13 protein-coding genes are annotated in these 13,267 nt (G+C 62.0%); 8 read left to right on the top strand and 5 right to left on the bottom strand.

What is annotated here, in order from left to right; genetic code table 11:
- Positions 1-49: 49 nt before the first annotated feature.
- From AC3WP7_RS01960 to fecA, 3 genes are all read left to right on the top strand, one after another.
- On the top strand, positions 50-538 hold the full coding sequence (locus tag AC3WP7_RS01960; RefSeq protein WP_071488625.1) for a sigma-70 family RNA polymerase sigma factor: 489 nt from the start codon (positions 50-52) through the stop codon (positions 536-538).
- Positions 535-1,476, top strand: coding sequence for a FecR domain-containing protein (locus AC3WP7_RS01955; protein ID WP_102591578.1), 942 nt, complete (start codon positions 535-537; stop codon positions 1,474-1,476). Before AC3WP7_RS01960 ends, AC3WP7_RS01955 begins: the two co-directional genes overlap by 4 nt.
- Before the next feature lie 91 nt (positions 1,477-1,567).
- On the top strand, positions 1,568-3,904 hold the full coding sequence (gene fecA / locus AC3WP7_RS01950; protein WP_102591579.1) for a TonB-dependent Fe(3+) dicitrate receptor FecA: 2,337 nt from the start codon (positions 1,568-1,570) through the stop codon (positions 3,902-3,904).
- Here fecA and AC3WP7_RS01945 read toward each other — a convergent pair.
- On the bottom strand, positions 3,901-4,773 hold the full coding sequence (locus tag AC3WP7_RS01945; RefSeq protein ID WP_093119601.1) for a LysR family transcriptional regulator: 873 nt from the start codon (positions 4,771-4,773) through the stop codon (positions 3,901-3,903). The genes fecA and AC3WP7_RS01945 overlap by 4 nt on opposite strands.
- A 105-nt stretch (positions 4,774-4,878) precedes the next feature.
- On the opposite strand from AC3WP7_RS01945, the gene AC3WP7_RS01940 reads away from it, so the two are divergent.
- On the top strand, positions 4,879-6,390 hold the full coding sequence (locus tag AC3WP7_RS01940) for an MFS transporter (RefSeq protein ID WP_102591580.1): 1,512 nt from the start codon (positions 4,879-4,881) through the stop codon (positions 6,388-6,390).
- A 51-nt stretch (positions 6,391-6,441) separates the two neighbouring features.
- Here AC3WP7_RS01940 and AC3WP7_RS01935 read toward each other — a convergent pair whose 3' ends face one another.
- Together AC3WP7_RS01935 and AC3WP7_RS01930 are read right to left on the bottom strand one after the other, a co-directional pair.
- The gene (locus AC3WP7_RS01935; RefSeq protein ID WP_092240924.1) at positions 6,442-6,852 is read right to left on the bottom strand and encodes an HPF/RaiA family ribosome-associated protein; all 411 of its coding nucleotides are present in this window, start codon (positions 6,850-6,852) and stop codon (positions 6,442-6,444) included.
- Positions 6,853-7,064: 212 nt separating this feature from the next.
- Entirely contained in the window at positions 7,065-8,012 is a 948-nt protein-coding gene (locus AC3WP7_RS01930; RefSeq protein ID WP_092240922.1) for a LysR substrate-binding domain-containing protein, read from the bottom strand.
- 137 nt (positions 8,013-8,149) lie between these two features.
- Between AC3WP7_RS01930 and AC3WP7_RS01925 the strand changes: the two genes are divergently transcribed.
- Both AC3WP7_RS01925 and AC3WP7_RS01920 read left to right on the top strand, forming a co-directional pair.
- Positions 8,150-9,526: an L-serine ammonia-lyase gene (locus tag AC3WP7_RS01925; protein ID WP_102591581.1), complete on the top strand. Its 1,377-nt coding sequence runs from the start codon at positions 8,150-8,152 to the stop codon at positions 9,524-9,526.
- Positions 9,527-9,860: 334 nt separating this feature from the next.
- Positions 9,861-10,175 (top strand): DUF3509 domain-containing protein, encoded by a 315-nt coding sequence (locus AC3WP7_RS01920; RefSeq protein ID WP_092240918.1) that lies wholly within the window; start codon positions 9,861-9,863, stop codon positions 10,173-10,175.
- Here the strand turns inward: AC3WP7_RS01920 and AC3WP7_RS01915 are convergent.
- Positions 10,172-10,660 carry a phosphate-starvation-inducible protein PsiE gene (locus AC3WP7_RS01915; RefSeq protein ID WP_058427808.1) on the bottom strand — a complete coding sequence of 163 codons (489 nt, stop codon included), beginning with the start codon at positions 10,658-10,660 and terminating at the stop codon, positions 10,172-10,174. The genes AC3WP7_RS01920 and AC3WP7_RS01915 overlap by 4 nt on opposite strands.
- Positions 10,661-10,908: 248 nt before the next feature.
- Between AC3WP7_RS01915 and AC3WP7_RS01910 the strand changes: the two genes are divergently transcribed.
- Positions 10,909-11,169, top strand: a complete 261-nt coding sequence (locus tag AC3WP7_RS01910) for a YebG family protein (protein ID WP_003171979.1) — start codon at positions 10,909-10,911, stop codon at positions 11,167-11,169.
- Positions 11,170-11,223: 54 nt separating this feature from the next.
- Here the strand turns inward: AC3WP7_RS01910 and AC3WP7_RS01905 are convergent, their stop codons facing one another.
- A complete protein-coding gene (locus AC3WP7_RS01905) occupies positions 11,224-12,243 on the bottom strand; it encodes a Glu/Leu/Phe/Val dehydrogenase family protein (RefSeq protein ID WP_071488616.1) in 1,020 nt (339 codons plus the stop codon).
- A gap of 187 nt (positions 12,244-12,430) precedes the next feature.
- On the opposite strand from AC3WP7_RS01905, the gene AC3WP7_RS01900 reads away from it, so the two are divergent.
- The gene (locus AC3WP7_RS01900; RefSeq protein WP_092240916.1) at positions 12,431-13,234 is read left to right on the top strand and encodes a SirB1 family protein; all 804 of its coding nucleotides are present in this window, start codon (positions 12,431-12,433) and stop codon (positions 13,232-13,234) included.
- The last annotated feature ends 33 nt before the right edge of the window (positions 13,235-13,267 follow it).

The following is a 13,267-nucleotide window of genomic DNA, read 5'->3' as shown; positions in this document are numbered from 1 at the left end:
AACAATTCTTGTTCTCTAAAGCATGGCGATGCTTGTGGAGTGTCCCCCGTTGAGCCCGTCCAACACCGTCGAAGTTTTGTACACCGACCATCACCACTGGCTCACCGGCTGGTTGCGACGCAAGCTCGGCTGCCCGGAAAGCGCCGCCGACCTGGCCCAGGACACCTTCATGCGCGTGCTCACCGCGCGGGAAACGCCCACCCTGGTCGAGCCCCGCGCGTTTCTCACCACGGTTGCCAAGCGCGTGCTGTTCAACTTCTACCGCCGCCAGGACCTGGAACGCGCCTACCTCGATGCCCTGGCACACATGCCCGAACACGTGGCGCCATCGGAAGAAGAACGCGCAATCATCCTGCAAACCCTGGTCGAGCTGGACCAACTGCTCGACGGCCTGCCGGTGCAGGTCAAGCGCGCCTTCCTGCTGGCGCAACTGGATGGGCTGACCTACGCGCAAATCGGCGCGGAGCTTGGGATTTCCATCGCCACCGTCAAACGTCACCTGACCAAAGCGGCCATGCGCTGCTATTTCGCCCTATGAACTTCTCCACTCAAGTCGCCGAACAGGCCGTGCATTGGCTGATGGAAATGCAGCAAGGCGGACTCAACCCTCGCCAGCAAGCCGCCTGGCAACACTGGCTGAACGCCCACAGCGAACACCAGCGCGCCTGGGACCATATGCAACGCGTCAACCAGCGCCTGCGCGGCATGCCCTCGCCCCTTGCCCATGCGGCGTTGAACGCGCCAACCTCCACCAGCCGCCGCCAGGCGCTCAAGTTGCTGTTGATCCTCGGCGCCGGTTCGGCCGCCGCCTGGGGCCTGCGCCAGCAACATATCCTGCCGCCGCTGAGCGCCGACTACCGCAGCCCCATCGGCCAACGCCGCAAGGTGCAATTGGCCGATGGCAGCCAGTTGCAACTCAATACCGGCAGCGCGGTGGATGTGCACTTCGATGGCAGGCAACGACTGATCCGCCTGCTTGAAGGCGAAATCCTGCTGACCGGTATCGCCGGCAACACACCGCTTAACGTATTGACCGGCCAGGGTCTACTTACCAGCCAGGCCGCACGCATGAACGTGCGTCAGTTCAACGACCACACCCAGCTGGCGGTATTCGATGGCCGCGTCGAGGTAATGCCCAACACCTACAGCGGCCTGCCGCTGACGGTCGAGGCCGCGCGCCAGGTCAACTTCACCCGCAAAGGCTGGGACACCCCGCGCCCTAGCGACGCCAACAGCGGCGCCTGGGCCGACGGCATGCTGGTCGCAGCCCACATGCGCCTGGAAGATTTCCTCGGCGAACTCGGCCGTTATCGTCGTGGCCAGGTCAATTGCGACCCACAGGTGGCCAACCTGCTGATCTCCGGCAGCTACCCGCTGGACGACAGCGAACGGATTCTGGACCTGCTGGAAGTGAGCCTGCCGGTCAAAGTGCGGCGCTTCACGCGGTATTGGGTGACGGTGCAGGCACGCGCCTGAAATTAATTCAAAACACTGTGAGCCGTTTTCCACACCTCGCGTGACAGAGAAGGAAAGCCCCCTTGATCCTTCCTTCTCAGGACCGCTCTTCATGCCCCAGCAACCCACGCTTCTCGCCCGCACCCTGCGCCAGTTCCTACTTGGCGCCAGCCTGAGTCTTACGGTACTGCCACACGCCATGGCGGCCGATGCCAAGCCGTATCACATCGCGCCGACTTCGCTGGAAGCGGCGTTGAATCAATTCGGACGTGAAGCGGGTGTGCTGATTTCCTTCGGTTCGCAAGTCACCGCGGGCATGCAGAGTCGTGGCTTGTCCGGTAACTATGGCGCCGCCGACGGCCTGCAGAAACTGCTGGAAGGCACCGGCCTGCAAGCCCGCGCCGAAGGCGACAATGCCTACAGCCTGCAACCGGCCAATGCACCGACCACTATTGAGTTGGGCACCTCCAGCGTGGTCGGCGACTGGCTCGGCGACGCAGCGCAAACCAATGTGTTCGAACACCCCGGCGCCCGAGATGTGATCCGCCGCGAAGAGTTCGAACGCCAGGGCGCCACCCAGGCCAGGGACGTGCTCAATCGCATCCCCGGCGTCAACGCCCCGGACAACAACGGCACCGGCAGCCACGACATGGCGCTGAACTTCGGTATTCGCGGCCTCAACCCGCGCCTGGCCTCGCGCTCCACGGTGCTGATGGACGGTATTCCGGTGCCGTTTGCGCCGTACGGCCAACCACAACTGTCGTTTGCGCCGATCAGCATGGGCAACATGGATGCCGTCGACGTGGTGCGTGGCGGCGGCGCCGTGCGCTACGGCCCGCAGAACGTCGGTGGCGTGGTCAACTTCGTGACCCGGGCGATCCCGGATGCGCCCACGGTCAAGGGCGGCCTGCAGACCGAAACCAGCCCGTCCTCCAGCCATGACGGCTTCAAGACCACCAGCAACCTGCTGGCCGGCGGCACGGCCGACAATGGTCTGGGCGGTGCGCTGCTGTACTCCGGCACCCGTGGCGGCGACTGGCGCGAGAACAGCAACACGCGCATCGACGACCTGATCCTCAAGGGTAAATACCAGCTCGACGACGCCAACAGCTTCAACGCCATGGCGCAGTACTACGAAGGCCAGGCCGATATGCCTGGGGGTTTGAACGTTGCGGACTACAAGGCAGATCCGTACCAGTCCACCCGCCCCTACGACAAATTCTGGGGCCGCCGCACGATGTTCAACTTCGGCTACCGCTATGAGCAGGATCGTCGCGAGTTCACCGTGAATAGCTTCTTCACCAAGACCCTGCGCAGTGGTTACCTGGACCAGGGCACCTTCCTCTCGCTGTCCCCGCGCGAGTACTGGGTGCGTGGCATCGAGACCCGCTTCGCCCAAGGCTTTGATGTGGGCCCGACCAGCCACGAAGTAGGCGTCGGCTACCGCTACATCAACGAGGCCGGCCACGAGCTGCGCTATCGCACGCCGATTGCCGCCAACCAGCAGATTCCCACTACCAACAGCCGCAACGACCGCGACACCCGTGGCGGCACCGAAGCCAATGCATTCTTCATCGACGACCGGATCGATATCGGCAAGTGGACCATCACCCCGGGCGTGCGCTACGAGATGATCGAGTCCCAGCAGACCAACAACCTGAGCAACGTCAAATACAAGGGTGACTACAACACCGCGCTGCCGGCACTGAACGTGCTCTACCACCTCACCGACAGCTGGAACCTCTATGCCAACACCGAAGGTTCGTTCGGCAGCGTGCAGTACAGCCAGATGCCCAACCGCGTGACCAGCGGCGAAGTGAAACCGGAAAAAGCCCGCACCTGGGAACTGGGTACCCGTTACGACGACGGCACCTTGCGTGCCGAGATCGGCGCGTTCCTGATCAACTTCGACAACCAGTACGAAAGCAACCAGACCAACGACTCGGTGATTGCCCGTGGCGAAACCCGCCACCAGGGTATCGAGACCAGCGTCAACTACGCGCTCGATGGCTTGAGCCCGGCGCTGGCCGGGTTTGATGTGTACGCCACTTACGCCTACGTCGACGCCACCATCCGCGAGGACGGCCCGAACAAAGGCAACCGCGTGCCCTTCTCGTCCAAGCACAAAGGCACCCTTGGCGTGGGTTACACCGAAGGCCGCTGGAAACTCAACCTGGACAGCAGCTACCAGAGCAGCCAGTTCGCCGACAACGCCAACACCCAGGCCGAAAGTGCCGACGGTGCCAACGGACGTATCCCGGGCTATATGTTGTTCAGCAGCCGTGCCGCCTACGACTTCGGCCCGCAGTTGTCGGATTTGAACGTGGCGGTGGGGGTGAAAAACATCTTCAACAAGCAGTACTACACGCGCTCGTTCGACGATAACAACAAGGGCAAATACGTCGGCGAGCCGCGCACGGTGTACGTACAGACCTCGATTGCGTTCTAACTGCCCGCCAGGCAACTGGGAGTGGCCGCGACCAGGGCGTCGATGGCGCAGCGGGTCTTGGCCGGCATATGCGCGGCGGTCGGCCAGATCACGTGGATCGGCGAGGGTTGCTCACGGTAGGCGGGCAACACCGCTTCCAACTGCCCGCGCAGCACATAGTGTGCAATCAACCAACTGGGCAACCAGGCCAGGCCGACGCCCGCGATAGCAGCGTCCGCCACGGCCTGGAGGTCATCCAGCACCAACGGCGATACGACCCGCGAACGGTGCGGGGTGTTGCTGCGGTAGGCAATGCCGCGGTGGCCGGCAAGGTCATCCGTCGATTCAATCCGTCCCACCCGCTGCAAGTACGCCGGTGAAGCGGCCAGCCCCACGGACTGTTCGCCCAGGCGCCGTGCACTCAAGCGTTCGGTGTCAGGCAAAGCACCGATTCGCACGGCGATATCGAAGCCTTCCTGCACCAGGTCGGTGATACGGTCAGCAAAACACACCTCGATCTCCAGTTGCGGGTAACGGTCCATCAACCCCCATAACGCGGGCGCCGCATAGTGATGCCCGAAGGCCAGCGGCACGCTGGCGCGCAGCCGGCCGCGTGGCAACTGCCGGCCACTCTCCAGCACCGATTCGGCGGCTTCGAGTTCGGCCAGTGCGCGCAGGCAATGCTCGTAGTAAGCCTGCCCGTCTTCCGTCAGACGCTGGCGGCGAGTGGAGCGCTGCAACAGGCAAGTCCCCAGCCGCGCCTCCAGCCGCGCCAGGCCCTTGCCCACCGCCGAGCGCGTCAGGTTCAGGCGTTCGGCGGCTTCCGTCAGGTTGCCGCTTTCGACGATCTGCAGAAAGAGTTCAATGCCATCGAAACGCGCAGTGGCCATGATTTTATTGTCGCCCTTGATTCCCCTGTTGACGGAAAACTTATCACGAATAAAGAAACAGATTCCCCTGAAAATCTAACGACCCCTCGACCTCAGGAGAATCCCATGCCACCCGCCGCCACCTTATCGGCCATCAACCCACCTCGCACCGCCAGAAACGGCCTCGCCCTCACCGCCGTGTGCCTCGTCGCCCTGATGTTCGGCCTGGAGATCTCCAGCGTGCCGGTGATCCTGCCCACGCTGGAGCAGCAATTGGGCACAGGCTTCCAGGATGCCCAATGGATCATGAATGCCTACACCCTGGCCTGCACCAGCGTATTGATGGCAGCCGGCACCCTGGCGGACCGTTTTGGCCGCAAGCGCATACTGGTGCTGTGCCTATGGTTGTTCGGACTGGCTTCGCTGGCGTGTGGGTTGGCGAACGATGCACCGACGCTGATTGCCGCGCGCTTCGTCCAGGGCGTGGGCGCCGGGGCGATGATGATCTGCCAGTTCGCGATTCTGTCGCACCTGTTTCGCGAACCGGCGGCGCGGGCACGGGCGTTCGCAATCTGGGGCGTAATCGCCGGCGTGGGCCTGGGCTTCGGGCCGATGGTGGGGGCGTTGATCCTGGCAGTGGCGGACTGGCGCTGGGTGTTCCTGGTGCATGTACCGCTCACCCTGTTCACCCTGGTGCTGTTGCATGTCAGCGTGCAGGAGTCCCGTGACCCGGCCGGCCATCGCCTGGACATCGCCGGTATGCTCACCTTGACGCTGTCGGTGTTCGCGCTGGTCTATTTCATCACCCAGGGCACCGAGAACGGTTTTGGCACACCGGTCATGCTCGGCTGGGCGGGACTGGCGGTGGCCGGGTTGCTGTTGTTCATCATCGTTGAACGACGCAGCGCCCACCCGATGTTCGACTTCTCGGTATTGCGCATCCAGCGCTTCAATGGCGCCTTGATGGGCTCGATCGGCATGAATTTCAGCTTCTGGCCGTTCATGATCTACCTGCCGTTGTATTTCCAGGCCGGCCTGGGCTACGACACCCTGACCAGCGGCGGCGCCCTGCTCGCCTACACCCTGCCCACACTGCTGGTACCGCCGCTGGCTGAGCGCCTGGCCCTGCGCTATGGCGCCGAGCGCATCATTCCGTTGGGCCTGGGGTTGATGGGTGTCGGCTTCCTGGCCATGGCCGCTGCCAATGGGGTGGCGCAACCCAGTATCCTGCTGATCCTGGGCAGTTGCATCATTGCCGGCACAGGCCTGGCGCTGACCAACTCCCCCACCACCAACACCACGACCGGCTCGGTGTCGACGGACCGCGCCGGCATGGCCTCGGGCATCGACCTCAGCGCACGGCTGATTACCCTGGCGCTCAACATCGCGTTGATGGGGCTGGTGCTGTTGCTGGGGATCAGCGATCAACTGGCCGGTGTGCTGCCCGAAACCACGGCGCTGGATTGGCCGGGCATCAGCCAGAACATTGCGGCCGGCAAGCTCGATGTACCGGCGTTGAACGCCGCGCAGGCCCAGGCCGCACTGCGCCACGGTGCCGGCTGGGCGATGCTGTTTGCAGGATTGGGTGCGTGTGGGCTGGCGCTATCGAGCCGGTACTTTTTCCGACGCGGACAGTAAATGAAAACGGGCCTGCAGTTGCAGGCCCGTTTGTAGGGGGGTGAAAATCGGTCAGCCGTTAATGACAGCGTTTTCGTTTTCCAGGAATTCCTCTTCCAACGCGTCTTCATTCACTTTATTGATTGGCTGGTTTTTCGCGGCAGCGCGTGGCTTGCCTTGCAGTTTGCCAAACAGATGTTCCAACGCATGGTCCAGCTTGGTCGCCGCACCGTCGATGGCCTGTTCCAGCGTATCGGCCTTATGCAGCACCGACAGTGGCTGATGGCCTTTTGGCCGCGCTTCCAGGCGGCAACTCAAATCGTGGGGACCGGGCTTGTCGCCGTTCTCATCCCGCAGGTAGACCTCCACTCGGGTCAGGTCTTCTTCGTAACGTTCGAGCGTGCTCTCAATGGTAGTACGTACCCACTCCTCCAGTCGGATGCTGCTTTCAATATGGTTATCGCTATTGACTTGGATTTGCATAGTTCTTCCCTTATTTCAGCTAGCTCGCGAGAGGTCACAACTGCGACACCGGGGCGGTGAAACCATGACCTCTTGATTACACAATTGAGCAGTCCGCAGAACAATTCAACCCCTTTGCAAAGATAAATCCTACATTACAAATTAAGCCTGACGACGAGCAAAAACGCTGTTAGGGTGGGGAGTTAGTTACATCTTCTTACGTGCAATCAACCTTACAGTTGCCCCTCTCCCAACGGGTGCAATCCGCGAAAGATCTCCGCCTCCTCCACCAGCCAATCATGTACCGCACGCACGCCCGGATGGCTCAGCGCACCCGGCGCATACAGCAGTACGTAGCGTTTATGGTTAGGCACGGCCAGGCCGAAGGGCACGATCAAGGTGCCGCGCTCCAATTCATCGTTGAGCAAGGTGCGGCGTGCGATGGCCACGCCCATGCCGGCGATGGCGGCTTCGATGGTCAGGTGGTTGCGGTTGAAGGTGTGGCCACGGCGCACATCGGCGTCGTGGTAGCCGATGGCATTCAAGTAAAACTCCCACTCCGCATACTCATAACTGCCACGCCAGGCGGTGATGTCATGCAGCAGCGGGAAATGCACCAGGTCGGCCGGCCCATGCAACGGTGGGCGACCGCGTAGCAGGCTCGGCGCGCACACCGGGAAGATCTGCTCGTCGAGCAAGGCGGTGGATAACAGGCCGGGGTAGCTGCCGTCGTTCAAGTCGACGGCCAGGTCGAAGTCGCCCTCATGCAAGGCGATGCTGCTGTCCTCGGCGACCATACGCAATTGGATATCCGGAAAGCGCTGCTGCAAACGCGGTAACCGAGGGGTCAGCCACTTGCCGAGAAACGACGGGATCGAGCGCAGGCGCAAGGTGCCGCTGATCATTCCCGCGTCCAGGCGCTGCAACTCCGCGTCGATGCTGCCATAAGCCTCGCCCACCGTCGCGGCCAAACGTTGCCCCTCGGCACTCAGCTCCACCCCACGGGCGCGTCGATGAAACAGACGAAACCCCAATCGCTCTTCCAACTGGCGGATTTGCTGGCTCACCGCGCCCGGCGTGATGTGCAGTTCTTCGGCACAACGGGTGAACGACAGGTGCCGCGCAGCACAGGAAAAAACGTGCAGCCAGACATACGTCTGGCCATGGAGGGGCCGGATCATAGCGTTTAGTCCTGCTAAAGGGTGTCTTAGGATAATTCGTTGGTCAGTGCCGTGCCAGAGGCTCAGTATCGCGCCAATTGCGCTCGTCCTACAAAACATGGCAGCGATTCCTACTCCATTGCTTGTAAGGGTTTAGCATGGCTATCAGTGTTTTTGATCTATTCAAAGTGGGCATCGGCCCTTCCAGCTCCCATACCGTCGGCCCCATGCGCGCGGCGGCGACCTTTGCCCAAGCCCTGATCGACCAACGATTGTTGAGCGCCACCCGCCGCGTGGAAGTACGCTTGTATGGCTCGCTGTCCGCCACCGGTGTAGGGCATACCACCGACCGCGCCTGTGTGATGGGCCTGATGGGTGAGTGGCCGGACACCGTCGACCCCACCTCGATCAATGCGCGTATCCAGCAACTGCGTGAATCCGGGCGACTGTTACTCGCCGGCCAGCAGGACATTGCCTTCAACTGGCACACCGACCTCCTGCTACTGGACGAAAGCCTGCCCTACCACCCCAACGCCATGTCCCTGCACGCCTACGGTGAAAACGGCCTGCTGAGCGAGCAAACCTATTACTCGGTAGGCGGTGGTTTCATTATCGAAGCCGCCGAAGCCGCCTCCGGCATCGCACCAGCCAGCGATGTGCAATTGCCCTACGACTTCTCCAGCGCTGTCGAACTGCTGGCTTTGTGCAACAAGCACGGCCTGCGGGTTTCCGAACTGATGATGGCCAACGAACGTGCGTGGCGCAGCGACGCCGATATCCGCAGTGGCCTGCTGCATATCTGGTCGGTGATGCGCGAATGCGTGGAGCAAGGCCTGCGCTATGAAGGCATCCTGCCGGGCGGCCTGGATGTGCCACGCCGCGCGGCGAAACTGCACCGCAGCCTGTTGGAAATCGGCAAGCCGAATGTCATCACCTCCACCTTGTCCGCCATGGAATGGGTCAATCTGTTCGCCCTCGCCGTCAACGAAGAAAACGCCGCCGGCGGGCGCATGGTCACCGCGCCGACCAACGGTGCCGCCGGGATCATCCCGGCCGTGCTGCATTACTACATGAAGTTCAACGCCGACGCGTCTGACGACGACGTGGTCAATTTCTTCCTGGCCGCCGCCGCCGTCGGCATCCTCTGCAAGAAAAACGCTTCCATTTCCGGTGCCGAGGTTGGCTGCCAGGGCGAAGTCGGTTCGGCCTGCGCCATGGCAGCCGCCGGCTTGGCCGACGTGCTCGGTGCAACCCCCGAGCAACTGGAAAACGCCGCGGAAATCGGCCTGGAACATAACCTGGGCCTCACCTGCGACCCGGTCGGTGGCCTGGTGCAAGTGCCGTGCATCGAGCGCAACGCCATCGCCGCCGTCAAGGCGATCAACGCCACGCAAATGGCCCTGCGCGGTGACGGCAAGCACTTCATTTCCCTCGACCGGGTGATCCGCACCATGCGCGATACCGGCGCCGATATGCATGACAAATACAAAGAAACTTCACGGGGCGGCCTGGCGGTCAGTTGGGTGGAGTGCTGATTGGCTTGATTGCGCTGTCAGCGATCGTTTTCTCGGGACTGCCCTGAAACAGGTCACCCCACTCAAGCACGACCCAAAACAACGGTGGGAGGGAGATTGCCACCGATAGCGGTCTTCCAGCCAAGTATTCATTGGCTGAAAGTCTGCTATCGAGGGCAAGCCCCCTCCCACATTGGGATACGCGCTCCACACGGCACGGCCTTTGCTGTACAGCTCATGAGGCAAACGGACTTTGTTAAACCTCAACGACGAAGTGGCCGGTGGTCAGGAGACGCGAACTAATCCCGACACCGGTCGTCAATGACTGCATGTTCTTATCAGGCGGTAACACACCATGGACAATCCTTTTCAGATCATCACCGATACCTTCACCCCGCAATACCGCGTCAATCTGAGCATCCAACGCCTGGACGGCAGCATCATGCTGACCCTCTCCAACGAGCAGGGCGTGGTAGCCAAACGCATGATCAGCGCCGAGCAACGCAATGATCCAAAGCGGCTCAAGCGTCTGGTGCAGAGCATCCAGTTCGGCATCGCCATCGAGCAGGGCCACAGCGCCATGGACATCCTCACGGTGATGACGGATGGCGACCACAAAGTGCTACAGCGCCCGCCTGCCCGTACCCTGCCCTTCAGCGTCGGGCTTTAAAGCTCGCCCTTCTCGGTTTCCAGGCTCGCCTCGCCCTTGCGACGCGGGCCTTCGACCTTCACGGAAGGGAATGCCGATGAGGCATAGCGCACCACCAGGATCGAGAACGCCAACAGCAGAATCCCACCGCACAGGTAGATGATGCCTACATCCGGCGGGTTGTGATGGGACACGTTGGAGATCAGCAGACGCGTCAGCGCAGTGATTGCCACGTAGATCAGGAAGCGTACCGGCATGTGGTTGGTCTTGAAGTAAATCCCCACCATCGCGCCCAATTCCAGGTAGATGAACAGCAGCAAGATGTCATCGATCTTGATGTGTCCGTTCTCCAGCATCCCCAGAAACTCCATCACCGCCGCCCAGGCCGTCACCGCACCAATGGCGAACAGCGCCAGGTAGTGGAACGACTCGACGAACAGATTGCCCAGGGACTCGGCCAGACCATGTACTTGCTGGCGCAGCCTTTCGGCCCAGTTGATTTTCACGATGATGCTTCCTTAGGTCGACTCGACCGGATAATGCGGGTTGGACGTGACGGTTGTTCTGCATGCAGAAAAAAGGCCAGGGGCAGGTATAAGATGATGGCGGGGTGATATGAGGCACTCCAATCCCGTATTTCCAGACTACATTAAAAAACTGCTACCCAAACCCCACGGTTTGGCTTACCCTTTTCGCTGTATATAAATACAGTAGTCGCAAAAGACAACTATCGTGAAGGCATGTGAGGTGGTGAATGGCCGTCGAAGTGGTATACCGCAGCAGCCGAGATCTGGAGCGTTTGTTCATGGATAAAGCCGAAGCTGACCGTCATGACAAGATGCTTGAACTCGCCGAGTTGCTCGCAGAAGTGTTGCAAAAAGCCGTGCCGTCCCTGAGCGAGCAGCAGGTGGAAGAAGCCGGGATCTACATGGCGAAGAACCGCGATGTGTTCGCCAAGGCGTTCAAGAGCCAGCCGGACGCGTTGTCCGAGTTGCTGAACGCGGCGGCGGAATAAAGCCCGAATTGAACAGGCCCTGAATCATTGGTTCAGGGCCTTTTTAATACCTGGCTATTGGTAAAGCAGGCGCTCGGCGAGTTCGTCGGCCACGCGGGCGGGTGAGCGTTTTTCGGCCTGGGCGTGGGCGAAGATTTCGGTGAGGCGCGTGCCGATGTTGGACAGGTGCGCGGTGATGGAAGGGAGCTCTGCGCCGCTGTGCCTGAGGGCGACGTAGATCAGCCCTCCCGAGTTGATCACGTAGTCCGGTGCGTAGAGGATGCCACGCGCCTCCAGTTGATCCGCGTTGTCGAGGTGGGTCAGTTGTGCACTGGCGGAACCGGCCACGGCGGCGCAGCGCAGTTGGCCGACGCTCTGGCGGTTGAACACGGCACCGAGGCCGCAGGGGGCGAGGATGTCGCACGGCGTGCTGAGCAAGGCGTCATTGGCGATGGGGTGTGCGCCCAGTTGCTCCATGGCCAGTTGCACCTTGCCGTGGTCGATGTCGCTCACCAGCAGTTCGGCCCCGGCCGCGTGCAGTTGTTCAGCCAGGGCGAAGCCGACGTTGCCCAGGCCCTGGATGGCGACACGCAAGCCTTCGAGGTTGTCGCTGCCCAGGCGTGCCATGGCGGTGGTGCGGATGCCGGCGAACACGCCCATGGCAGCGTGGGGCGAAGGGTCGCCCGCAGCGGTGGTGCTGGTGACGTAGCGGGTGTGCTGGGCGATGCAGTCCATGTCGGCCACCGAAGTACCGCTGTCGATGGCCGTGATATAGCGACCGTCGAGCTGTTCGATGCAACGTCCAAAGGCTTCAAACAAGGCGGCACGGTTTTCCACATGGGCGGGACGCAGGATCACGGCGGTGCCACCGCCCACCGGCAAACCGGCCAGGGCCGCCTTGTAGCTCATGCCTTGGGCCAGGCGCGCGGCATCTGCCACGGCACTTTCGTCGTCGGGATAGGAGAGGTAGCGACAGCCGCCAAGGGCAGGCCCCAGACGGCTGTTATGGATGGCAATGACCGCCTTCAGCCCGGTGACCGGGTCGACGCTCAAGTGCAGCGATTCAAGGCGGGTGCTGTGCATGAGAGCAAACATCGTCAAGCTCCCGAGTCACTTCTGGTAGTGGGCCAAGTATAGGCTTGCGGTAGAAAACTGCCGGAATACGCTGGAATAAGCCGGCCGATTTGGTAGGGCTTGCGACATAAGCGCGCAGGATATTTCCCAAGCCACTGGACGAAAATTCCCAGCAAGGCTAAAACGGGGGCATCCGCCGGAGATTGCAATGAACCCCCGCAAAGCCTTTTTCGCCTGCCTGGAAAGCTCCCCGCCCGCGCTGTTTGAAGCAGCGTTGTGGATTGCGGCCGAGCATGACCCGGCGGTGCAGCCATCCGTGATCCTGCAGGAGCTGACGCTGCTGCAACAACAGGTGAGCATCGGCATGCCCATGCTGCCGGCGGATGAGCTGGGCCAGCCGTTGCTGCGGCGCCTGAATGACCTGGGGTTTGCCCAGGATGAATTCACCCCGCTGCGCCCCGCCGCCGCCTTGCTGGACAAGGTGTTGCAACGCAAGCGCGGACAACCCCTGGCGATGGGGCTGATCGCCATGGAGCTGGCGCGACGGATGGATATCCCCATGGTCGGCGTGAACTTCCCCGGGCATTTCCTGCTGCGCGTACCCGGCGCCGATCACCTCTTGGACCCATGCGGCGGCCGGCGCCTGTATCCCAATGATTGCCGCGACCTGCTGCAACGCCAGTACGGCCCCAACCTCAAGCTGCAGGCCGACCACCTGCACACCGCCGACCCGCGTTCGATCCTGCAGCGACTGTCCCGCAACTTGCGGCAATTGCACCTGTCCAACGACGCCCCGCTCGAGGCCCTGGTCGACGCCGAACGTGTGCTGGAACTAGGCAATGCCAGCGCCGCCGATTACCTGGCACGGGCCAGCCTGTACCAGCGCCTGGACTGCCCCAACGCCGAGCGCTTCGATCTGGAACACGCGCTGATGCTCAGCGAAGACCCGATCCAGCGCCTGCGCCTGACCGAACGCCTGGGGCATTTGCCGCCCAACTCAGTGGTGCACTGAACCCACGACTTGCCACAGCTAGTTCGCTCGCAG

It is taken from the genome of Pseudomonas sp. FW305-3-2-15-C-LB1 (genome assembly GCF_058787615.1).
Note: the sequence above shows the minus strand (reverse complement) of the source record. Positions and strands in the feature narration are given on the sequence as shown.